Annotated in this window: 16 protein-coding genes; 6 read left to right on the top strand and 10 right to left on the bottom strand. The window is 60.8% G+C overall.

The features are described from left to right. Nucleotides 1-131: 131 nt before the first annotated feature. Entirely contained in the window at nucleotides 132-1,031 is a 900-nt protein-coding gene (locus tag ACXAIC_RS22715) for a methylated-DNA--[protein]-cysteine S-methyltransferase (RefSeq protein ID WP_475186172.1), read from the top strand. A 261-nt stretch (nucleotides 1,032-1,292) separates the two neighbouring features. Here ACXAIC_RS22715 and ACXAIC_RS22720 read toward each other — a convergent pair whose 3' ends face one another. From ACXAIC_RS22720 to trpA, 4 genes are all read right to left on the bottom strand, one after another. After that, on the bottom strand, nucleotides 1,293-2,555 hold the full coding sequence (locus ACXAIC_RS22720) for a hypothetical protein (protein WP_475186116.1): 1,263 nt from the start codon (nucleotides 2,553-2,555) through the stop codon (nucleotides 1,293-1,295). 35 nt (nucleotides 2,556-2,590) lie between these two features. Continuing rightward, complete coding sequence (locus ACXAIC_RS22725) at nucleotides 2,591-3,907, bottom strand: bifunctional folylpolyglutamate synthase/dihydrofolate synthase (RefSeq protein ID WP_475186119.1); 1,317 nt, start codon at nucleotides 3,905-3,907, stop codon at nucleotides 2,591-2,593. 201 nt (nucleotides 3,908-4,108) lie between these two features. After that, complete coding sequence (gene accD, locus ACXAIC_RS22730; RefSeq protein WP_475186122.1) at nucleotides 4,109-5,083, bottom strand: acetyl-CoA carboxylase, carboxyltransferase subunit beta; 975 nt, start codon at nucleotides 5,081-5,083, stop codon at nucleotides 4,109-4,111. Between the two features lie 119 nt (nucleotides 5,084-5,202). Continuing rightward, nucleotides 5,203-6,036 carry a tryptophan synthase subunit alpha gene (trpA, locus tag ACXAIC_RS22735; RefSeq protein ID WP_475186125.1) on the bottom strand — a complete coding sequence of 278 codons (834 nt, stop codon included), beginning with the start codon at nucleotides 6,034-6,036 and terminating at the stop codon, nucleotides 5,203-5,205. A 315-nt stretch (nucleotides 6,037-6,351) separates the two neighbouring features. On the opposite strand from trpA, the gene ACXAIC_RS22740 reads away from it, so the two are divergent. Then, entirely contained in the window at nucleotides 6,352-6,588 is a 237-nt protein-coding gene (locus ACXAIC_RS22740) for a hypothetical protein (protein ID WP_475186127.1), read from the top strand. A 207-nt stretch (nucleotides 6,589-6,795) separates the two neighbouring features. Here the strand turns inward: ACXAIC_RS22740 and trpB are convergent, their stop codons facing one another. The 3 genes from trpB to ACXAIC_RS22755 form a co-directional block, all read right to left on the bottom strand. Beyond that, entirely contained in the window at nucleotides 6,796-8,001 is a 1,206-nt protein-coding gene (trpB, locus tag ACXAIC_RS22745) for a tryptophan synthase subunit beta (protein ID WP_475186173.1), read from the bottom strand. 41 nt (nucleotides 8,002-8,042) lie between these two features. Beyond that, nucleotides 8,043-8,687 (bottom strand): phosphoribosylanthranilate isomerase, encoded by a 645-nt coding sequence (locus ACXAIC_RS22750; RefSeq protein ID WP_475186130.1) that lies wholly within the window; start codon nucleotides 8,685-8,687, stop codon nucleotides 8,043-8,045. Between the two features lie 234 nt (nucleotides 8,688-8,921). Beyond that, nucleotides 8,922-9,827, bottom strand: a complete 906-nt coding sequence (locus tag ACXAIC_RS22755; RefSeq protein ID WP_475186134.1) for a GGDEF domain-containing protein — start codon at nucleotides 9,825-9,827, stop codon at nucleotides 8,922-8,924. A 346-nt stretch (nucleotides 9,828-10,173) separates the two neighbouring features. Here ACXAIC_RS22755 and ACXAIC_RS22760 point away from each other — a divergent pair, with 346 nt between their 5' ends. The 3 genes from ACXAIC_RS22760 to ACXAIC_RS22770 are packed head-to-tail and all read left to right on the top strand — an operon-like array spanning nucleotide 10,174 to nucleotide 13,103. Beyond that, complete coding sequence (locus ACXAIC_RS22760) at nucleotides 10,174-10,437, top strand: hypothetical protein (RefSeq protein ID WP_475186138.1); 264 nt, start codon at nucleotides 10,174-10,176, stop codon at nucleotides 10,435-10,437. 9 nt (nucleotides 10,438-10,446) lie between these two features. Beyond that, nucleotides 10,447-11,772, top strand: a complete 1,326-nt coding sequence (locus ACXAIC_RS22765; protein WP_475186141.1) for a YcaO-like family protein — start codon at nucleotides 10,447-10,449, stop codon at nucleotides 11,770-11,772. Beyond that, the gene (locus ACXAIC_RS22770; RefSeq protein WP_475186145.1) at nucleotides 11,769-13,103 is read left to right on the top strand and encodes a TfuA-like protein; all 1,335 of its coding nucleotides are present in this window, start codon (nucleotides 11,769-11,771) and stop codon (nucleotides 13,101-13,103) included. Before ACXAIC_RS22765 ends, ACXAIC_RS22770 begins: the two co-directional genes overlap by 4 nt. Nucleotides 13,104-13,154: 51 nt before the next feature. Here ACXAIC_RS22770 and ACXAIC_RS22775 read toward each other — a convergent pair whose 3' ends face one another. From ACXAIC_RS22775 to ACXAIC_RS22785, 3 genes are all read right to left on the bottom strand, one after another. Beyond that, on the bottom strand, nucleotides 13,155-14,045 hold the full coding sequence (locus ACXAIC_RS22775) for an SDR family oxidoreductase (protein WP_475186147.1): 891 nt from the start codon (nucleotides 14,043-14,045) through the stop codon (nucleotides 13,155-13,157). Between the two features lie 34 nt (nucleotides 14,046-14,079). After that, nucleotides 14,080-17,670, bottom strand: a complete 3,591-nt coding sequence (locus ACXAIC_RS22780; protein ID WP_475186151.1) for a protein kinase domain-containing protein — start codon at nucleotides 17,668-17,670, stop codon at nucleotides 14,080-14,082. Nucleotides 17,671-17,934: 264 nt separating this feature from the next. Beyond that, nucleotides 17,935-20,217, bottom strand: coding sequence for an NADP-dependent malic enzyme (locus tag ACXAIC_RS22785; protein WP_475186154.1), 2,283 nt, complete (start codon nucleotides 20,215-20,217; stop codon nucleotides 17,935-17,937). 234 nt (nucleotides 20,218-20,451) lie between these two features. Here ACXAIC_RS22785 and mutS point away from each other — a divergent pair, with 234 nt between their 5' ends. Beyond that, nucleotides 20,452-23,160, top strand: a complete 2,709-nt coding sequence (mutS, locus tag ACXAIC_RS22790) for a DNA mismatch repair protein MutS (RefSeq protein WP_475186157.1) — start codon at nucleotides 20,452-20,454, stop codon at nucleotides 23,158-23,160. The last annotated feature ends 235 nt before the right edge of the window (nucleotides 23,161-23,395 follow it).

The following is a 23,395-nucleotide window of genomic DNA, read 5'->3' on the forward strand; positions in this document are numbered from 1 at the left end:
CCGAGGCCGTGTTTGAGGACTGTTCAGCTGCGTCCCAGGTTTTGAACGATAAACCATATCGCCCTGCAACCTGCTCCTTGCCGAACAGTCCTCAAACACGGTCAGATCGGTTCCTATCTATTGAGGTTGGTATTAGCCGTCTCACCAGCCCTCCGGAACCGGTTGCTGTCGGCACGGAGGCCGCGGAAAACTACGACATTGTCCGGAAAACCCTGCAGCGGATCACCGGCGACTGGCGGGCGCAGCCTTCCTTGGAGGAACTGGCGCGGGACGCCGGATTGCAGCCCATCCAGCTGCAGCGGGTCTTTGCCCGCTGGGCCGGGCTGACGCCGAAACAGTTTCTACAGGCCATCACGCTGGATCATGCCAAGGCCCTGCTGCGCGACACCGCCAGCGTTCTGGACACCTCCTATGAGGTGGGGCTGTCCGGGTCCTCGCGCCTGCATGATCTCTTCCTCACCCATGAAGCGATGACACCGGGGGACTACCGCGCCCGGGGCAAGGGGCTCAGGATTGCCTATGGGTTTCACCCGTCTCCCTTTGGCCAGGTTCTGATCATGGCAACAGACAAGGGGCTCGCCGGTCTCGGCTTTGCCGATCCGGGGGAAGAAGACCAGGCGCTGGCCGATATGTGTGGCCGCTGGCCTGCGGCCGGGTTTGAAGAGGATCCTGCGGCAACCGCCGCCTATGCAAGCCGGGTGTTTGACCCGGGCCAATGGCGGCAGGACCAGCCCTTGAACATTGTCATGATCGGCACGGATTTTGAAATCCGGGTCTGGCGGACCTTGCTGAAGATCCCCATGGGTCAAGCGGCAACCTACTCTCAGGTCGCCGCCTCCCTTGGCAACCCGAAAGCCTCCCGGGCCGTAGGCTCGGCGGTGGGCCGCAACCCGATCTCCTTCGTCGTGCCCTGCCACCGGGTGCTGGCCAAGGGCGGCACCCTCGGCGGCTACCACTGGGGTCTCACCCGCAAACGCGCCATCCTCGGCTGGGAAACCGGTCTCACCGGTCCGGTGCTGGAGAGCCTTTAGAGGCTCTGGCGCAACGCTGCCAGGAAAACAGACGCTCATCCGGAAACGGCTATGCCGTTTACCCCCATCCCTAACCCTTCCGCCCGCAGCCAGGTTTCGCGCACCCGGCGGCGGGTTTCATGGGACGGTTCTGAAGGAATGTCCCCATCGACTTCAATGACCCGTCTTCTGGAAAAAAATTGCAAAGTCAACGACCTAGGGGCCGAAAGCCGCTTGGCTGCGGACATGAAGACCTTCAGGCTCACCCGTTGCCAGACCGGATCAATGCACCGGCCCTTCGGGCATGGGAAAGTCGCCGGTAATGTCCCAGCCGAAGGAAGCCAGCCGCTCGGCGGCCATGGGGGTCAGATCGCCCGTAATCAGGAAATCGACCCCGGTCGGCGGAAAGGGCAGCCCCCCCATGCCTTCATGGAGAGATGAAAAGGTGTGGGCGGCGGTTTCCGTCCAGGCCACCAGATCCAGCGGCAGTACAATGGCGGCCAGGCCATCCCGGCGCAGGGCCACCGGAATGCCATTGACCTCCCGGATCTGGGACAGGCCGGCAATCGTGCGGTGATAGGTTTCCAGAAGCACCACCCGGCGCAGCTGGAAATAGGCCAGATCCCGGCTTTGGGCCTCCGCCGCCTTGGAGGCGATCAGATCCAGATCCTGGACGTTGGTCATGGCCTGAAACTGATAGGCAATCGCCGCTTTTTCCGAGGCCGTATAGTTGGGATTGGCCGCAAGCCGGGCAATGGTCGCCTCCGAAACTCCGGCCGAACGGAAGGCTGCCGCCGTGCGCTCCTTGAGTTCCGCAGGTGTGCTGTCGACGATCACGGTTCTGAAATTATCCGCCTGTCGGGCGGCAGAGACAATCATGCCCCCGGGCAAAAGCGCAGTGATGGCACTGACCGTCCAGTTTCCGGCCGTTGTCACGCTGGCGGTTTCGTTCAGCTTGTCCGACAGGGGTTTATAGAAGGTGTAAGGATCGACACCGAGATCAAAGGCCAGCTCCCGTTCGGCCCGGGCCTGACCGGTGATCGATTTGGCCAGCTGCGCCGGAGAGCCCGCTTTGCCGGAGACCGCCTCTTCCACGCCCTTGGTCAGACGGCCAAACATGCGCCCAACTCCGGAGACGGTGCTTTTCGCCGTGCCGACCGGATCGGTCACCGTGCTTTCCACGAATTCCACAGGCTTCATGGCCGCCTGCTTGAGGCCATCGACGAAACTGGCGTCATTTTTAAGGCTTTCCAGAGCGATCAGAACCTTGAGTTCGGACAGCCTGAGCTTCAAAAGACCATCGCCTTCCACCTGCTGGACGCCCTGGTCGGTCTGAAGCTGGTAGATGCGCAAGAACCCATCGCTGCGCACCGGTGAAAGCACCGCATAGCCGGGGCCGTTTTCCTTGCCTTCCAACACGACTGCCGGGTCCTGTTCCGGCGGCGTTTCATATTGTTCTGACAGGGAAAAGGCCGGTGCGGCGGAGAAGACCAAAGCGGCCTGAAAGGCGGTTGCGGTCAGAAAAACGGTGCATTTGCTACGCATCAACTGGGCTCCTGAGACTGGTCCCGGCGGCAGCGTCAGTCCGGCGGCGTTCCGTTCCGGGCCAGGGCTTCGCCGGCAAGATAAAGCGAGCCGCAAATCAGAATTCTGGGCGGCTCCCCATCCTTGAGCGCACAAGCTGCCACATCTGCCAGCGCCGCGTCCAGTGAGGGAAAGGGGGTTGCTTCCAGGCCTGCGCAGCGGGCGAGATCAGCCAGCTCTTCCGGCGTTCTCGCGGTCGCCGTGGACGAGATCGGTACCGTGCCCACATGGCGCACGAGACCGTCAAACGGGCGGAAAAAACCAACCGGGTCCTTGGTGGTCAGCATGCCGGACACCAGATAGAGCGGACGCGGCGAGCGCTCCTCCTGCTCGCCCATGAACCGGGCAATCGACACCCCCGCCCCCGGATTGTGACCGCCGTCAATCCAGATTTCAGCCCCTTTCGGGCACATCTCCACCAGCGGCCCTTGAATGACGGGATGGAGCCGCCCGGGCCAGTTGACCGCTTTCAGGCCTTTGGCAATCACGTCGTCCTCCGGCAGCAGGCCGACGGTTTTCAGGGCTGCCAGAGCCAGACCCGCATTGGCAAACTGGTGATTGCCGCCAAGGCTGGGGGCCGGAAGGTCGATCAGGCCGTCCTCATCCTGAAACACCATCCGGCCGAGATCGGGCAGGGCCACAAAATCCTGACCAAATGTGGTCATGGGCGCCCGGCAGCGCGCCGCCTGGCCCTCAATCGCCGCAAGAGCCTCGTCAGCCTGCTCGGCCGACAGCACCGGCACACCCTGCTTGATGATGCCAGCCTTTTCCGCCGCAATCGCCGCCAGATCATCGCCCAGGAATTTTTCATGATCCATGGACACCGGCGTGATCACCGCCGCCAGCGGCCGGTCAATGACATTGGTCGCATCCAGGCGCCCGCCAAGCCCCACTTCCAGAAGCAGGATATCCGCCGGATGCTCGGCGAAGATCAGGAAGGCGGCTGCCGTGGTGATTTCAAAGAAGGTGATCTCCGCACCCGCATTGGCTTCCTCGCAGCGCTGGAGCGCGTCGAACAGAACCGGGTCCGTGACGAACCGCCCATCCGTGCCCAGACGGATGCGCTCGTTGAAGGACACCAGATGCGGAGATGTATAGACGTGGCAGCGCTTTCCGGAGGCTTCCAGCACCGCGCGCAAGGTGGCCGTGACCGAGCCCTTGCCATTGGTTCCGGCAATGTGGAGGACTGGCGGCAGCTTCCTTTCCGGATTGCCGAGTGCGCCAAGCAATCGGTGCATCCGGCCAAGGGACAGGTCGATTTCCTTGGGATGCAGCGCAAGCAGCCTGTCCAGGATTTTCGTGACTTGATCCAAAGCGCCCTCCGAAGGGTCCTTTGTCCTGTAAGTTTAAACGTGCCTGCGGCGGGCACCGCCATCAACTCTGATGGCTGCCCGTTCCTCCCTCTATCGCCTTAGGGGATGACCGCCTGCTTGACAAGCCGCTCTGCCGGATTTCTCCCGCTTATGCCGCAAATAGGACAGTCGGCAGACTGGTGCAGAGGCCGTGCGGCCTGCTCAGCTGACCGGGTCCGCGTCCTTTTTGCCTTCTGCCTCGGCGGCGCCATCCCCGCCGGATCCGTCCGATGCCTCGGCTTCTTCTGCCGGTTGCGGTTTCGGCGCTTCCAGCTTCGGCAGTTCCACGTCCCGTTTCAGCAGAATTCCACAGATCCGGGCGATGGTTTCCTTCATCTCCTGACGCGGCACAACCATGTCGACCATGCCATGCTCAAGCAGATATTCTGCGGTCTGGAAATCTTCCGGCAGCTTTTCACGGACGGTCTGCTCGATCACCCGGCGCCCGGCAAAACCGATCTGCGCGCCCGGTTCGGCAATATGCACGTCGCCAAGCATGGCATAGGACGCTGACACGCCGCCGGTGGTCGGATTGGTCAGGACAACGATATAGGGCAGGCCCGCCTCGCGCAGCATCTGCACACCGACTGTGGTGCGCGGCATCTGCATCAACGAGAGGATGCCTTCCTGCATGCGCGCGCCGCCGGAAGAGGTGAACATGACAAAGGGGGTCTTGTCTTCAACCGCCTTCAGCATGCCTGCCAGAATGGCTTCCCCGGCGGCCATACCGAGCGATCCGGCAATGAAGTCGAAATTCTGCACGCCAATGGTCATGTCCATGCCATTGACCTTGCCTTTGGCGACGATGACCGCTTCCTCTTCACCGGATTTTGCCCGGGCTTCGCGCAGCCGGTCCGTATACCGCTTGGAATCACGGAATTTGTGCGGGTCGGCCTGAACGCCCGGGGTCTCGATATCGGTATAGGACCCGTTGTCGAAAAAGGCTTCCACGCGTTTGCGCGCCGGAATGCGCATATGATAGCCGGAATTCGGGATCACCCAGAGATTGGCTTCCAGATCCCGGTGAAACACCATTTCCCCGGTTTCAGGGTCCTTGATCCAGAGGTTCTCAGGAACCTCGCGCTTTTTCCAAAGGTCGCGGATCTTGGGGCGTACGATAGAGTTGATCCAGTTCACGTCTAACGTGTCCGTCTTTTCGAGTTATGACCAGGGTGAGGGCTCTCAATCCGGCCCGGTGTTTCTTCGCGGAAACAAATAGGTGTCCGCTGCAAATCCTTTAATTCAAACCGTCCGGGTCAGCCCGTCCGGGCCCGTGCACAGCCTGCGGCCAGATCTGCCACAACGCCACTCACCGCTTTCACGGTCTTGTCCGTCGCCCGGCCTGCCTCGTCCAGGCTGTCCTTGATGGCATTAACCAGAACCGATCCGACAACCACGCCGTCCGCATCCTTGCCGATCTCGGCGGCCTGTTCGGCGGTCTTCACACCAAATCCGACCGCCACCGGCAGATCCGTATGGCTCTTGATGCGGGTGACCGCTTCTGCGACCCGGCCGGTATCGGCGATCTTGGCACCAGTAATGCCGGTTACGGAGACGTAATAGACGAAACCGGACGTGTTGGCCAGAACCGCCGGCAGACGCTTGTCATCGGTGGTCGGAGTGGCCAGGCGGATGAAATTGAGACCGGCTTCGAGGGCGGGCAGGCAGAGCTCGTCGTCAGCTTCGGCCGGAATGTCGACAATGATGAACCCGTCAACGCCCGCATCCCGGGCAATCTCCACGAACTGCTTTGGATCGCGCACATAGATCGGATTGTAATAGCCCATCAAAATGACCGGGGTGTCCTGATCCTGGTCGCGGAACCGGCGCACCATTTCCAGCGTCTTGTCCATGGTCTGGCCTGCGGCCAGAGCCCGCTGGTTGGCGAGCTGGATCGGAATGCCTTCGGCCATCGGATCGGAAAACGGCATGCCGAGCTCGATCACATCAGCCCCGGCTGCGGGAAGCGCGTTCAAAACCGCCTGGGAGGTCTCAAGGTCGGGATCCCCCGCCGTGACGAAGGTCACCAGAGCCGGCCGGCCAGCCTCGGCACAAGCCTTGAAGCGGCGGTCGATACGCGTTTCCGTCATTCAGTATCACCCTTGCCGCAGTGAAGGCGGCCCTTGCGTTTCCAGTTCAAACCCTGTGCGATGTAGGGGAGCGGGCCAGCTTATGTCAATCAAGAACCTCCAAAAGCCCTCCTTTTGCCAAGGACGTGCCGTGCCTTGGACGCATACCAGTCTTATCAGACAGACACCCGTCTTACCGGTTTGGAGGTTTATCGGCACGGTCAGACCCCGGCAAAAGGGCAATGCAATGACGGACTAGCAGACCTGCAAAAATATAGGCTGGAAAAGCGCACAAGGTGCGTCTATGTTAGCTCCCACACACACAAGGAGCTGTAAATGGCCCATTCACTTTTTGAACCTACGCCCCCTCCGCTGCATGAGCAGATCTGGCGGCGGGTGCAAGACATCAAGACCAGCATGTCCCAGCAGGTCGCCGGCAATCGCCCCATCGATCACACCGAACCTGCCCTGCTGCAACAAGCCAGACAGCTGGATGCGCGCGGGCGCTACCAGTTGCTTCAGGCCGTTTTGACGGCCAAACCAATCGCACCCCGCAATCCGGAAAGGCGTTAGAGCCTTCCAGCAAGCACACGCCACGTTCTCATGACTGCGGATCGTTTTGTCTTTTGCGGTGTCCTCTTTGTTATCGGGAAGCGAGAGGCAACTCAGGTGAAACGCGGCCTGCCTTAAAGTGGATACCGGTCTGGCCGGTGCATCAAAAAAGCCGCGTGCCAAGAGCATGCGGCTTTTTCAAGCAAACTGCTGAAACCAACAGGGTTTCTACATGTCAAAGCCCAGCATTTCGCCAACGGCAAACACGTCCTTGTCGCCACGGCCGCACAGGTTCATGACCAGGATCTGATCCTTGTCCATCTGCGGAGCCAGCTTGACCACATGAGCAAGGGCGTGGGCTGGTTCGAGCGCCGGGATAATGCCTTCAACACGGGTCAGCAGCTGGAACGCGTCCAGCGCTTCACTGTCCATCACCGGCACATACTCCACGCGGCCGATCTCCTTGAGCCAGGAATGCTCCGGCCCGATGCCGGGATAGTCGAGGCCGGCGGAAATCGAATGGCCTTCGAAAATCTGGCCATCATCATCCTGAAGCAGATAGGTGCGGTTGCCGTGAAGCACGCCCGGCTTTCCAGCCGTCAGCGAGGCGCAATGTTCTTCACCCACAAGCCCGCGGCCACCAGCTTCTACACCATAGATCTTGACGTCCTTGTCATCCAGGAACGGGTGGAACAGGCCTATGGCATTGGACCCCCCGCCCACAGCAGCCACCAGAGCATCCGGCAGGCGGCCTTCGGCTTCCAGCATCTGCTCACGCAATTCCTTGCCGATCACAGATTGAAAATCGCGAACCATTTCAGGATAGGGATGGGGACCAGCGGCTGTGCCGATCAGGTAATAGGTGTCCTCCACATTGGTCACCCAGTCCCGCAGTGCCTCGTTCATGGCATCCTTCAAGGTGCCCGCCCCGGCTGTTACCGGCACGATTTCGGCGCCCAGCAGCTTCATGCGGAACACATTCGGCTTTTGCCGTTCCACATCGGTCGCGCCCATATAGACAACGCAGGGCAGGCCGAAACGGGCGCAGACGGTGGCCGTTGCCACCCCGTGCTGCCCGGCGCCGGTCTCCGCAATGATGCGGGTCTTGCCCATGCGCTTGGCCAGAAGGATCTGGCCGAGACAGTTGTTGATCTTGTGGGACCCCGTGTGGTTCAGCTCGTCCCGCTTGAAGTAGATCTTCGCACCGCCCAGCTCTTCCGTCAGGCGTTCGGCGAAATAGAGCGGCGAGGGACGGCCGGTATAATGCGTGTTCAACGTCTCGATCTCGGCCTGAAAGGCCGGATCGTGCTTGGCGTCCTTATAATGCTGTTCCAGGTCGAGGATCAGCGGCATCAGGGTTTCGGCCACATAACGGCCGCCGAAAATGCCAAAATGGCCGCGGTCGTCCGGTCCGGTCCGGATACTGTTCGCCATATCGTTCACGCGTTTACTCCTTCACCCGGTCCCGCCGGAAATCAGGCGCTTTTGGCAGCTGCCACAAAAGCGCGAATTCGCTCTGCGTCCTTGACGCCCTTGTCCCGCTCCACGCCCGAGGAGACATCGACGGCCCGGGCGCCGCTCTGGCGGATTGCCTCGCCAACATTGTCCGGGTCGAGCCCGCCGGATAGCAGGAACGGTTTTTTCAAATTCAAGGTTTTAAGAAGTGTCCAATCATAGCACACGCCGTTGCCCCCCGGAAGCTCCGACCCTTTGGGCGGTTTGGCATCAAACAGCAGCCAGTCCGCCACAATGGAATAATATTCGGCCCGTTCCAGATCTTCCTGCTCACCGACGGAGAGCGCCTTGATGACCTTCTTGCCATGCATGACCTTGGCGGCCGCCAGCGCTTCCGGGGCTTCCTCTCCATGGAACTGGAAACTGTCCGGATCGACAAGCTCGCGGATGCGCGACAGGCCGTCAGGATCCATGTTGACCGTCACCGCCACGATCTCCGCCTTGCCGCGCGCCATATCGGCCAGCTTGCAGGCCTGGGTCAGCGACACATGCCGGGGGCTCTTGGGAAAGAACATCAGCCCGACCATGTCCGCGCCGGCCTCGAGTGCGGCTTCCATGGTCTCCTCGGTCGACAGACCGCAGATCTTGACGTGAATATCAGACATGGGATCGAGGTATCGCCGCTGGGAAGCGGTTTGTCAAAAGGCGATTTGCCGCCTGATCCAGCAAATTTCCCTTATGCCACTTTAAAGCGTGGTTCCACAGGTCACATGCCGATCTCTTGCCGCCCATCCCCGCGAGGGCGTTCGCCGGTTTCAAAGCCTGCGGCCAGCACAGCGCAAGGGACTTTAAACGAGGCTTTGAGGCTGAAGGCTGCTGCCCTGCCTACGGTTCGAACCCTATGCGAAGCGGATCTGGTTCCGGCCTGCTTCTTTTGCCGCATACATTCTGGCATCGGCCAGGGCGAAAACGGCATCCGGGTCACCATTGACCTCACGCATCATGGCAACTCCGATGGACACCGTCATGCCAATCCTGACCCCCCCGGAGACAAGCGGGTTATCTTCAACCGTGTTCTTGATGGCTTCCGCCACCTGAAGCGCTTCGGCATGGTCGTCCCGGTCCAGAAGGATAGCGAATTCCTCACCGCCAAACCGGCAGACCGTATCGGCTTCCCCCATCTCAGAGCGGATCAAAGACGCCACATGATAGAGGGCCTGATCGCCGACCTGGTGGCCAAACGTGTCGTTCAGCTTCTTGAAATTGTCGAGATCGACTATCAGAAGCGCCATGTCCCGGCCCCCCGAGACATACTGTTCAGCGCTGCGGGTCAGGACATTGCCAAAATAGCGCCGGTTATGGGCGTTGGTCAGTGGATCGAAGACGGCCGCATCATACATTTCCTCCAAGAATGCGATTTCCGTGGAGGACAGCCAGGAAAAGCGCAAGGTCAAATCACCGCCAAGCCGAATGATATCACCATGCTTGATATAGCAGCGCTGAACCCGGCTTTCATTCACAAAGACCCCGTTGCGGGACCGGAGATCGACAATCTGCACGCCGTTCATCGACAGGTCGAACAGGGCATGGCGCCGGCTGACATCCTTTTCCTGTACCCTGATCTCGCAGCGTGATGCGCGGCCGATCACCGTATGCGGCCGGTCAAGAACAAAGGACTGCCCGGCATCCTGCCCGTTGACAAAAACAATACCTGGGCGCCGGCTGAGGTCCGGTGACCGGTTCCCCTCTTCGTCGTCAGCGACCAATGTCTGGTCGCCATCAATAGTAATGTCATCTGCTATCATGAAGCCTGCTATCTCGTTTGTCCCTGACACCGCGTCCGGGGAGCCGCTTCCCTGGGCCGAACTCGAATCCCACTGCGTCAGCAACAAAACGCCCCCTGTCTCAACTTTCCCAAGCTTCCCGCTTCGCCTCGACAATTATGACATTGTAACTTACCAAATCCTATAAAGAACCGTCATTTCCAGATATTAGTAGTAAATAAAAAGTCTGATAGGCTAGACGCTCCGCAATGGGATTACGAAATTTTAACCCTGATCTAGTTTCTTTTCATTTGGAATGATTGATATTTATGACATGTTTTGATAGTCATAAGTTGATAGAATCACTAATATAGATTAGGAGTTGAGAATGTCGTCTACTTCAGATGAAAACCCCGTATACAAACAAGATATCCTGATTGTTTTTGGGGAGGATTATTATCACATTCCGGCGGCTACTTGGAAATCAATGGAAAAATATAAGGTGAGCGAAAATGATCGCGTTAAACACCTTGTTGTAAATGGTGCTGCAGCTGCGAGCATTCCTGAAGTCCCAGGCGAAGCAGACCTTACCATCATGCCGCCCGCCACATGCTTTCTGCTGAATCTCGACGTCATGAAAGGCGGCTACTAAATTTCCATCATGACGCTCTCCTCCCACCAGGATGAGCTTGACGGCCCTGGCCGGGATCCTTCCCAAGGACCCCGGCTTTTTGGTCTAGGCTCACAGGACACCGGCAAAGTCCATACGCGGGGCACCCACCGGCTGATTGCCCCGGAAGAGACCGTTGAGAAAATCCGGCCACACCTTAAACGCTTTGGCATCACCCGGGTTGCCAATATAACCGGGCTGGACACGATCGGGCTTCCGGTGATCGCGGTTTACCGGCCCAATTCTAGATCTCTTTCCGTATCGCAGGGCAAGGGGCTGGACCTGGCCGCCGCAAAGGCGTCCGGCTTGATGGAGTCAATTGAAGGCTATCATGCCGAACATGTGAAACTGCCCTTGCGTCTTGCCCATCTCAACGAAATGCGCGACGTCGGGCCGGTCGCCGATGTCGCCAGGTTGCCGCAGGTTTCCGGTACCCGGTTCGATCCCCAGCGGCCCGTCTTGTGGTGCGAGGGGGAAGATCTCCTCTCCGGTGAGCGCATCTGGGTGCCCTATGAGATGGTGCACACGAACTATTCCTTTCCCCTGCCCCAGGCGAGCGGCGCGCTGCAGATGAATTCCAACGGGCTCGCCAGCGGCAATCACCCACTGGAAGCGGCCAGCCATGCGATCTGCGAACTGGTCGAGCGGGACGCGATCACGCTGTGGATGGTCAGTGGCGGCTCCGGCAATCCGGCACGGGGCATCGATCTGACCACGATTGATGACGATCTTTGCAGCAATGCGCTTGCCTTGCTTGAGGACGCCCAGCAGCATGTCGGTGTCTGGTCGATTGCCAGCGACATCGGATTGCCCGTGTTTTATTGTCTCATAGCCGACAAGACCCCCAATCATCTGGGGGCCGTCTATTCCAGCATCGGCAGCGGCTGCCATGCGTCGAAAGAAATTGCCCTGCTGCGCGCCCTGACCGAGGCGGCGCAAACCCGCCTGACCTATATTGCCGGGGCCCGGGACGATGCGCACCGGGATTTCTTCAAGGCCGCCCGCAATCCCGAGCTTGTGCGCCGCCATCAGAACCACATCCTGCAGCTGGCCGAAACACCCTGCCAAAGCTTCCAGGATGTGGAAACATTCCAGACGACCAGTCTGGCCAGCGACGTGGAGCTGCAGGTCAGCCTTTTGAAAAAGGCCGGGATAGACCAAGCCGTCGCGGTCAATCTCGGCGGACTGGTGCCGGGCATTGAGGTTGTGCGCATGGTGGTGCCCGGTCTGGAAGGCATTCATGAAGCGCCCGGTGCCATGCCCGGCGCGCGGGCACGGGCGGAACTGCAACGGATCAAGGCGGCAGCACAGGCATGAAACCGGTCATTTTTCTAGGCCCGACCTTGCCGGTGGCAACAGCCGCCAAAGAGCTGGCGGCGCAGTATCTGCCGCCGGTCTCTCAAGGGGATCTCTACCGTGCCGTTGAAAACGGTGCCCGGATCATTGGCATCATTGACGGGCATTTCGAGCAGGTGCCTGCGGTCTGGCACAAGGAAATCCTTTATGCCATGAGCCAGGGTGTGCATGTGTTCGGCGCGGCCAGCATGGGCGCCCTGCGGGCTGCTGAACTCGCTGATTTCGGTATGACCGGGATCGGAACCTGTTTTGAGTGGTTCCGTGATGAGCTGCTGGAGGATGACGACGAAGTTGCCATCGTCCATGGCCCGGCGGATGTGGGGTATCCGGTGCTGTCCGAAGCAATGGTCAATATCAGGGCCACACTGGACCGGGCCGTTCAGGACACGGTCATCCCGGCCGAGCTGAAGGACGGGCTGATCCAGGCGATGAAAGCCCTGCATTTCTCCAAAAGGTCTTACCGGGCCGTGGTGGCCGCCGCCCAGCACCTTGCCGATGCGGACACGGTGAACCGCCTGCGTGACTGGCTCTCCACCGGTGCCGTTGATCTCAAACGGCAGGATGCACTGGACCTGCTCAAAGAGGTGGCTGCCTTTGCGGTGGGAGACGTCCGGCCGAAAACGGTTACCTATGCCTTTGAACACACGGACACCTGGGAGCGGATGATCCGCCAGGCGAACCCACCCGGTGGGGAGGAGCTTGCACCAGAACATCTGCTTGAAGAACTCCGGCTCAATCCCCCCGTTTTCGAACAGATTTCAAAATTGGCCATGGCCCGGGCCTTGGCCCTGCGCGCCAGCCGCCGGGGCGGGTCTTCGGACACAGGCCGGTCCTTTGACGCGGTGCTGAACACCTATTTCCTGAAACGAAATCTGGCCGCCCCAGACGCCATTCAGACCTGGATGGCGGCGCAGGAACTCGACACGGACGGCCTGACCGCCTTCATGAAACGCGAGCACGCAAGTGAAAGCGTGCGCTTGGAAACACAAAATGAAATCGAAGCTGCCCTTCCCGACGTGCTGCGGGACCTTGGCCAATATGGTGCCATTGCGGCACGGGCCCGCCAGAAGGCCCGCTGGCTCAAGGATACGGGCCGCGAGGCCGCAGATCCGGCCTCAACAGGCTTGAGCGATCAGGAACTGGTGGCCTGGTTCTTCAAGAAGCGCCTCCAGATGGACGCCCCGGCCCATCTCGACAGCCTGCTCAGAGGACTTGGTCTCGGCAGCCGTCAGGCATTTTTGCAAACGCTTGCCCGGGAATATCATTTCGTGATGTCAGCAGCTCAATCTTGAGCCGCTGACATTCCGAGCATGCACCGCGTTCATCGCGGCTTGCTTTTGTCCTCAGGACTTTGACAGGTCTGCAGCGAGCTGCTCCAGAAAACCGCTCAACGGGCGCGGCGCAAAGTCCAGGATCTCCCGGGCATCGCTGTTGTCGATCACGCAGCCGTCTTCCGAACAGACAAGCATGAGCCCGGCAAAGGTGCTCAGGAGCGGGTCACCGGATGCAGCCATATCTTCAAGCGCTGCGCGCGGTGTGTCTTCGCGCTCCAGAGACCGCCCGGCCAGATGTTCGCACCGCGCGATGATATCGGACTGGCTGACGGCCTCATCGCCGCCGATCTGCAGGATCTTGTTGTAAGCCGCCGGCCGGTCAACGGATGCGCAGACCGCATCACGCACGTCTTCCAGAGCGATCCAGGAAATCGCGCCCGCGCCGCCGCCACAGGTTTTCAAGGCACCGGTTTCCGGATTGACACCCAGCGGGGCCGTCAACCAGCCTTCGCGGAAATGCGGCGGTTGCAGAACCGTGTGGGCCAGGCTGGACGCTTCAAGCCGGGCTTCCACCGCACGCTTGGCCGTCTGCAGTGGAAAATCACCGGCAAACGGTGGGAAGGACAGGTAGATGAACTGAGTGGCGTCGGCCTGTTCCGCCGCCTCAATCAGGTCCAGCTGCCCCTGGCGGTCGACCGTTTCAAAACTGTCGCTTTCCTTGCGCATCCCAACGGACGTTGCCGTGGAAATGACCGCCTTGACGCCTTTGCAGGCCGCCGCCAGCGATCCCTTGTCAGTGAGGTCTCCCAGCACGGTCTCCACACCGAGCTGGGACAAAGCCGCAACCGTCTCCGGATTGCTGTCCGGCCGGACCAGGGCTCGCACCGGTTTTCCGGATGCGGCAAGTTTCTTGCAAATCTCCGAGCCCAACACTCCGGTTGCGCCAACTACCAGGATCATTCCAGTTTCTCCAGTTCAAAAAGGTGGAAACACGTTACAGAAATCCAAGCTCTTCAGCCGCCCGCAGCGCCTCTTGCGCGTGCCGGATCACGTCCTGATCCTGCAAGGCTTCATGAGCTGCAACGGCGTCTGTGAGCGCATCGTTGATGCGGTCCGGCAATTTCATCTGCACCGGGTGCAATAGCTGCTCCGCCGTTTTGGCCGCCTCAGACGGATCTTTGCCGGACACCGCCAGATGAAGGCCGGTCAATAGGCCGGTCCACTGCATGGAATAAATGAAGGACAGGCTGTCCCAGCACGCCTGGGCATCCCGCGTCTTTTTGCGGGCCCCTTCCAGGTCCCCGCGTTTGAGCGCGGCCCAGCCCGAAAGCGCATGGGAAATCCCGACATAATCGGTCATCCGGTCCGCCCTGGCCCGGTCTTCCAGTTCGCGGGCAAGGGTTTCAACCTCCGCAACCCGCTTCATGCGGCGGAACAGAATGGTCTGATAGCAAAGCGCCCGGGTTTCCCCGCTTGCTTCACCGATGGCCCGGTACATGGTCAAGGCAGACTGTAATTCGGGCTCCGCTGCCTCTAGCTCCCCGGCAAAGAGCAGCAGAAAGCCAAGCTCGAACTGGGCAAAGGCAATATCCGCTTCCCCTTGAGCCTCCATGGCAGCCGCCAGCAAATTGGTGCCAAGCTGAACCGTTTCAGAATCCACCTGATAGCGCTGGCGGCGCAACCGGCTCAAGATCTGGGAAAAGTAGAAGCCATAGCGATGGGCCGGACGGCCATGCTCTTCGATCAGAAGGCGCGTTTCGGCAAGTTCTGCATCGACCGCTTCCGCCTTTGCGGACCAGTAATGAACCCAGAGCCGCCGCAGCTTGATGTCGATCTTCTCGTCCATCCATGCGGCATCCGGCTTCTCGCTGGCAACCAGCAAGGCTTCTGCGTCCGAATAGGTGGCCAGTGCCTTGTCATGCTCGTGGGCATCTTCAAAGGTCTTGCCGGTCATCCGGGTCAAACGGACCCTAGTGAGGGCTGGCAGGCCGGGCTCTGCGAGAGCTTCTTCCAGAGCCGCGCGGGCATCTGCGTGCCGCCGTTTCAGCATCAGGAGATCAGCCAGCTTTTCATTCAGCGCGATCAGCTGATCCCGGAAGAAAGCCGGCCGGGTGGCCCGGTCCGGCGCCGCCCGGGAGATTTCCGCAAGCGCTGCCTGCAGATATTGTGTCGCTTCCTCAACCGCATGGTAGCGATGGGCCTCTTCCCCGGCGCGGCGCAAATGATGGACCGCCTTGTCCGAAATTCCGGCGCCTGACCAATGGCGGCCAAGGCGCCCATCCAGAAGCTCGCGGGTGCCCAGCTCGCCTGCCCCGCTGTCAAGCGTCTCGGCGATCCGTTTGTGCCAGCTGCGCCGGATATCCGCTTTGAGAAGGCCGTCGGCCACTTCGCGGATCTTATCATGCAGAAACCGGAAGCCGGTGTTTTCGTCCGGTTCCAAAACCTGCCGGCCAACCAGCTCATCGATCACATCGGCCATGGCTTCCTCATCATAGCCGGTCACCTGGCTGATCAGGCCGATCTCGAACTGGCGCCCAGCCAGGGCTGCGCAATCGGCCGCCTGCCGCGCCTTTTCGCTCAGGCCTGCCAGACGCATGTCGATAAGATCCCGGATGGACTCCGGCAGCGGCAGCGCCTCGTAGCGGGTTTCCAGCTCCCGGTCGGTTCCGGCAAATACCCACTTGCCTTTGGGGCTGCGGGTCAGAACCTGTTCGGCCACGGCGCTGCGCAGATATTCCGCGATGAAAAACGGATTGCCATTGCTGCGATTCATCAGAAAATCGGCAAAAGACTGGGGCAGGGCAGGCACGGCCAGCATACCTTCTGCGAGGGCTTCGGTTTCCGGCCGTGCCATGCGGCTCAGCACAATCTCGCACACCGCAGGCGCCTCCAGAAGCGTGTCCAAAGGCGCGTTGCGTTCTTCGGATCGGAAACTGCCAAGGATCAGAACCGGAACCGCGTCCAGACCGGTCTGGGCCACATGGGATAAAAAGCCCATGGTCAACTCATCCGCCCATTGCAGATCATCCAGGATCAGAAGCAGCGGCTGCTCCTGGGCATAGGCGGCAACAACATCCTTCAAGGCCCTGAAAAGCCGGTTGCGCGCATCTTCGATCGGCAGTTCCGGCACCGCCGGCCAGACCCCCGTCAGGGGACAGGCTTTGATGTTGTCGGAATAGTCCTCCAGCACCCGGCAATGGCCCCCGAGAATGGCCCTGAAGCGGGCGACACCGCCTTCGGTGCAATAGTCGGCAATCTGATCCAGCAGCGGCAAAAGCGGGGACAGGGGTTTTGCGGTGGCATAACCGGTCACGCCCGGGAGGCCCTGGGGCAGGCATTGTCCGCTTGCCGTGGCCATCTCGCTGCGCAAGGCGGCTTTCGCCGATTCAACCAGCTGCCGGGTTTTGCCTGCACCACTTTCGCCGGACAGCAGCAAAACCTGACCGGCCCCGGAGCGGGCCGCTTCCAAGCCTTGGGTGATGCGCCCGCGGCCCCTGGCCCGGTCCACATAGGACGCGCGGTAGAGATAGGGTTTGATCTTGGCAGCAGCGGTCTCCGCACAGGGCCGGGCGCCAAGCTCCTCCAGTACAAGCGCAACATTTTCCGCATAGCCAAGCCGCTTGTCGCGCGTCTTTTCAAGCAGGCTCAAAATAAGCTCTTCAAGGGCTTCCGGGACACCGGCCACCAGATCGGACGGCCTGACCGGGACCCGGTTCAAATGGCCGTCCAGGATCTGCTGCCGCGTACCAGAGAACGGGGTCAGCCCGGTGACCATGAGATAGAGAATACAGCCCAGCGCATAAAGGTCACAGCGGGCATCCAGGGCGTCGCCACGGATCTGTTCGGGCGCCATGAAGGCGGGCGATCCGCCGAACTTGTCCGTCTGATCAATAGACTCCCGGGCAGTGCCCCCATGGGTGTCACTGACCAGGCCGAAATCCACCAGAACAGGCTGGTTGCCACCTTTCAAGAAGATGTTTGAGGGCTTCAAGTCCCGGTGAACAATCCCTTCTCCGTGAATAAAAGAACAGGTCTGGCTGATATGGTGGACAATCTGAAGCGCGTCTGCCAGCCGGCCGGCTGCCGCCTGGGGCCGCTGCAGCCTCGGGGCCATCCCGGCCGGTAACAGGTTCGCGGCGGCCACGAACCCTGGTCCGGTCTCCAGCATCATTGTCTGATCGACGCCTTCGGTTTCCAGTGTGGGGTCTTCATCGTCTTCTGAGGGTGCCGCCGGCTCCGCCTCCCCCCAAAGATGTTTGATCACATCGGCAAGCGTTGTGCCGCTGAGCTGCTCCATTGCATACCAGGGGCCGCCCTCATAGATCCCGTGATCGAGGATCTTGACGACACCTGGATGGTCGAGCCGAGCGAGCGCCCTGGTCTCGCGCCGGATCTGGGCAAGTTTCGAAACTTCCGGGGATGTAACGGTTTTGACTGCGACAGGCCGGCCCGTGTCCTTATGGTGGCCTGCATAGACAATTCCCATATTCCCGCGGCCCATCTCACTCAAAAGGTGATACGGCCCGATCCGGGGCAAGGTCTCCTGGCGCATGAAGTTCAACTCCGCTGCGGACAATGGACCCATCGGACGCAACCAATCCGGACTGAGCCCCCGCGTTCTCCACCTTCCTGTTTATTGGCAAAAGTGACCAATTGCCAGCTCGTCGCGACAAGTTTCGAACGATTTTTACAGAAGCAAACGCAGCTTTCAGCCTCTCTTCCCAAGAGACAGCAAATGGATACCGTAAGAGACGCTCCCGGGAAAGGCGAACGGCCTCTGGAAGCTCCCCGTTCCCGGCACAGTCCGGGCCGGGAACGGTGCTCCAGAGGTCCTTTGGCCTTGGAAAGATCAGGAAACGTTGAAGGCCGCGATGGCGGCCATATTGACGATCTCACTGTCCTTGGCGCCGATGGGAACGATCTGGATGGATTTGTCGAACCCGGTCAGAAGCGGGCCGATCACCGTTGCCCCGCCCAGCTCCTGCAGCATCTTCGTAGCAATCGACGCGGAGTGGAACGCCGGCATGACCAGGACATTGGCCGGACCGGACAGGCGGCAGAACGGATAGGCGGCCATGCGGTCCATGTTCAGGGCCACATCGGCAGCCATGTCGCCATCATATTCAAAATCGACCCGGCGCCGGTCGAGGATCTTGACAGCCTCGATCACCTTTTCCGAGCGCTCGCCGCGCGGATGGCCGAATGTGGAATAGGCCAGCATGGCAACCCGGGGCTCATAGCCGAGCTTGCGCGCCACATGAGCGGCCTCTTCAGCAATATCGGCCAGCTCTTCGGACGTAGGCATATCGATGACCGCCGTATCTGCAATCAGGACCGTGCGCCCGCGCACCAAGGCAAGAGAGACACCGATGACCCTGTGGCCGGGTTTGGGATCAATGGTTGCCTTGACCGTATCCAGAGCCACCGAATAGTTCCGGGTCAGGCCCGTGACCATCGCATCCGCATCCCCCCGGGCGACCATGATGGCGCCCCAGTAGTTGCGGTCATTATTGACCATGCGCTGGCAATCGCGCAGCAGATAGCCCCGGCGCTGCAGGCGGCCATAAAGATATTGCGCGTAGTCCGCGTTGCGGTCGGACAGGCGCGCATTCTGAATCGAGATGCCCGGCCGGTCGATATCGACCCCGGCCTGATGGGCCATGGATTGGATCTCATCTTCCCGGCCGATCAGGATCGCCTCGCCCAGCCCCTGGGAGACAAAGGCCGCCGCCGCGCGGATCACCGGTTCTTCTTCGCCTTCGGCAAAGACGACCCGCTTGGGCTGCTGGCGCACCTTTGAGAAGATCCGCTGCAGCGTTCCGGCAATCGGATCGCGCCGGGCCGACAACTGGTGCCGGTAGGCCTCCATGTCTACTATCGGGTGTTTGGCGACACCTGAATCCATCGCCGCCTGGGCAACCGCCGGCGGAATGGTGGAAATCAGGCGCGGATCAAAGGGTACCGGGATAATATATTCCGGCCCGAATTTCGGCCGGTTGCCCCGGTATGCGGCAGCCACTTCATCGGGCACTTCCTCCCGGGCCAGCTGGGCCAGGGCCCGGGCGCAGGCCACCTTCATGTCGTCATTGATGGTGGTGGCATGCACATCCAACGCGCCCCGGAAAATATAGGGAAAGCCGAGCACATTGTTGACCTGGTTGGGATAGTCGGACCGGCCGGTGGCCACAATGGCATCATCACGCACGGCGGCGGCCTCTTCCGGCGTGATTTCCGGATCCGGATTGGCCATGGCGAAGATGATCGGATTGGGCGCCATGACCCGCAGCATATCCGGAGTCAACGCCCCCTTCGCCGAAACACCGAAAAAGACGTCCGCGCCTTTCATGGCGTCATAAAGCGAACGGTCACCCGTTTCGATGGCATGGGCAGACTTCCACTGGTTCATGCCTTCCGGGCGGCCCTTGTAGATCACACCTTTGGTGTCGCAAAGGGTTACATTCTCATGGGGCACGCCCATGGCCTTGACCAGTTCGATACAGGCAATCCCCGCCGCACCGGCCCCGTTGCACACCACCTTGGTGGTTTTCATGTCCCGCCCGGTCAGGTGCAGGGCATTGAAAAGCCCTGCTGCGGCGATGATCGCCGTGCCGTGCTGATCGTCGTGGAAGACTGGAATATCCATCAATTCACGCAGGCGTTGCTCGATGATGAAACAGTCCGGCGCCTTGATGTCCTCCAGATTGATGCCGCCAAAGGACGGGCCGAGATAACGCACCGAATTGATGAATTCCTCAACGTCCTGCGTGTCGACTTCCAGATCGATGGAATCCACATCCGCAAAGCGCTTGAACAGGACCGACTTTCCTTCCATCACAGGCTTGGAGGCGAGTGCCCCCAGATTACCGAGCCCCAAAATGGCCGAGCCATTGGAAATCACCGCCACCAGATTGCCCTTGGTGGTGTAGTCATAGGCCCGGCTTGGATCATCCGCTATCGCCAGCACCGGCACTGCCACCCCCGGCGAATAGGCGAGCGACAGATCCCTCTGGGTGGCCATGGGCTTTGTCGGGGTGACTTCCAGCTTGCCGGGACGGCCCTGCTGGTGGAATTGCAGCGCTTCGGAATCTGTGAAGCTGACGCTGGTTTTGGATGAAGATTTGTCGGCGGACATGGTGCGGGCGTTTCCTCTTGATCGCGCCACTTAACGGGGCTGGACTTCGACCATATAGACTTGAAAAGAAAGCTCAAGCCGTCCCGGAGCCCGTTTCTCCCCTTCCTGCAGGCTGCCGTTTGCAATCAGTCAGGTCTGGTGGAAAGCGGGCACAAGCACATTTCCCTTTGGATCGATCCCCTTATTCCATCCCGAGCGCTTTCCCTTGAATCCCCGTTGATCTACCAATCAGGCATGAGTGGAAAAAGCGCGCAAAAACAAGCCCCGGCCGACCAGAAGGTCACGCCGATGATGGCCCAGTTTCTTGAAATCAAGACCGCCAATCCGGACAGTCTCCTGTTCTACCGGATGGGCGATTTCTACGAGTTGTTCTTTGAAGATGCGGAAGTGGCGTCCAAGGCCCTCGGCATCACCTTGACCAAACGCGGCAAGCACCAGGGCGATGACATTCCCATGTGCGGCGTGCCGGTGCATGCTGCCGACGATTACCTGCAAAAGCTGATCGCCAAGGGACATCGCGTCTCGGTCTGCGAGCAGACGGAAGATCCGGCCGAAGCCAAAAAGCGCGGCTCCAAATCCGTGGTCCGGCGGGATGTGGTCAGGCTGGTGACCCCCGGCACCCTGACAGAAGAACGCCTTCTGGATGCGGGCGCGAACAACTATCTGATGGCGCTGGCCCGGTTGAAGGGCGGGTCTTTGACCGGCGATGCGGTCTATGGGCTGGCCTGGATCGACATGTCGACCGGCTCGTTCCAGGTCGCGGAAACCGATCACCAGCGGCTGGCTGCCGATCTGGCCCAGGTGGCCCCGCGCGAACTGATCCTGGCGGACAGCCTGCTTCAGGAGGCCGAGCTGCGCCTGACCGCCGAACAGTCCGGCGGGGCTTTGTCCCCGGTTCCACGGGCCTTTTTCGACAGCGCCACCGCTGCCGACCGGCTGGCCAACTATTTCGGCGTCAAGACGCTGGACGGGTTTGGCACGTTCAGCCGGGCGGAACTGGCGGCTGCCGCCGGCATCCTGTCTTATGTGGAACGGACCCAGCTGGGCGAGCGCCCGCCGCTTGACCCGCCCGTGCGCGAGGCCGGGGCCGGGCGCATGCTGATTGACCCGGCCACCCGGGCCAATCTGGAACTGTCCCGCACACTTTCGGGCGAAAAGCAGGGGTCCCTGCTGGCGACCATCGACCGCACGGTGACCGGCGGCGGCTCAAGACTGCTGGCAAGCCGTCTTGCCGGACCACTGGTCAATGTGGAGGCCATCCAGCACCGCCATGATTCCGTGGCGTTTTTCCTCGACCAGGAGCTGATGCGCGAAGGCTTGCGCCAGACCTTGAAAGGCGCTCCGGACATGGCCCGGGCCTTGGCAAGGATCGCGCTCAACCGGGGCGGGCCCCGCGATATTCTGTCCATCGCCCAAGGTCTGGCGGCCGCACGCGCCGTGCTTGACCAGACAGACCATGATGCCATTCCGGCCGAAATTGCGGCTGCGCGGGCAAGCCTTGATCAGGCCCCCCATGATCTGGGCGCAGAGCTTGTTGCCGCCATCAAGGACGAGCCACCGCTCTTAAAACGTGATGGCGGGTTCATTGCAGGCGGCTACCACGCCGATCTTGACGAATTGCGGGCCCTGCGCGACGAAAGCCGCAAAGTGATTGCCAAATTGCAGGCGGATTATTCCGAAGAACTCGGCCTGCGCTCCTTGAAGATCAAACATAACAATGTGCTGGGCTGGTTCATCGAAGCACCGACAGCCCAGACCGACAAACTGACCGCCGATCCCGCCCGGTTCATTCACCGCCAGACCATGGCAGGCGCCATGCGCTTCACGACCACCGAGCTTGCGGATCTGGAGTCCAAGATCGCAAGTGCGGGGGAACGGGCCCTCGCCATCGAGCTGGAGATTTTTGACCGGCTGGCCCAGGCAATCATCGAAGCGGGCGAGGCCATCAAGGCCGCAGCCCAGGGCCTGAGCCTTCTCGATGTCTCTGCCGCGCTTGCAAAGCTTGCCCAGGAAGAAAGCTATGCGCGGCCCCAGGTGGATGACAGCCGGGCCTTTGACATCAAGGGCGGCCGTCATCCCGTGGTCGAACACGCCCTGAAACGCTCCGGCGGCGACAGTTTTGTGGCCAATGATGCGGAGCTTGGTCCGAAAACCGGGCAGGAGACCGGCTGTATCTGGCTGATCACCGGCCCGAACATGGCCGGTAAATCCACCTTCCTGCGCCAGAACGCGCTGATTGCCGTCCTTGCCCAGATGGGCTCGTTCGTCCCGGCCCAGTCTGCCCATATCGGTGTGGTCGACCGGCTGTTTTCCCGGGTCGGGGCCGCCGACGATCTGGCCCGCGGCCGCTCCACCTTCATGGTGGAAATGGTCGAGACCGCCGCCATTCTCAATCAGGCGGGGGACCGCTCCCTGGTCATTCTGGACGAGATCGGACGGGGCACCGCCACCTTTGACGGGCTCTCCATCGCCTGGGCCACGATTGAACATCTGCACGAGGTCAACCGGTCGCGCGCCCTTTTTGCGACCCACTATCACGAGCTGACGGCGCTTTCGGCCAAGCTGGAGCGGCTGTCCAATGCCACGGTATCGGTCAAGGAATGGAACGGGGAGGTGATTTTCCTCCATGAAATCGTGCCCGGCGCGGCTGATAGGTCCTACGGTATTCAGGTGGCCAAACTGGCCGGGCTTCCGGCCACGGTCGTCGCACGGTCCCAGCAGGTCCTCAGCCAGCTGGAAGAGCAGGACCGGCGCGCACCGGCCGAAACACTGATTGATGAATTGCCCCTCTTTGCCAGCCTCGCCCCGCCGCCACCCGGCGCAGGGCCAAGCGCGCCGGACCCGGTGCGGGAGGCCCTGTCAGAGATTGATCCGGATGACCTGACCCCCAGAGAAGCCCTTGATACGCTCTACCGGCTGAAGACACTGAAGACTGCGGAGTAGAGCAGGTCAAATTCAGCCTGAGGCTGAAAACAAAAAAGGCGGCCCGTGAGCCCAGCTCCGACCCTAAGTGTGGTTGCAAGCAAAGCGGCTCCGGCGGCGTTTAGCGACGCAGACATTTGCGCCAGAGAGGTTCGTAAACGCTTCCCGGCCCAACGGGAGGGTCGATCAGTCTGCGGCGAAGGTCTGCTTGGAGCCCATTTCTGACATGATATTTGGTCCTATTATGGACTCAGGA

The sequence above is a fragment of the Roseibium sp. AWQ4_254 genome (genome assembly GCF_056161025.1).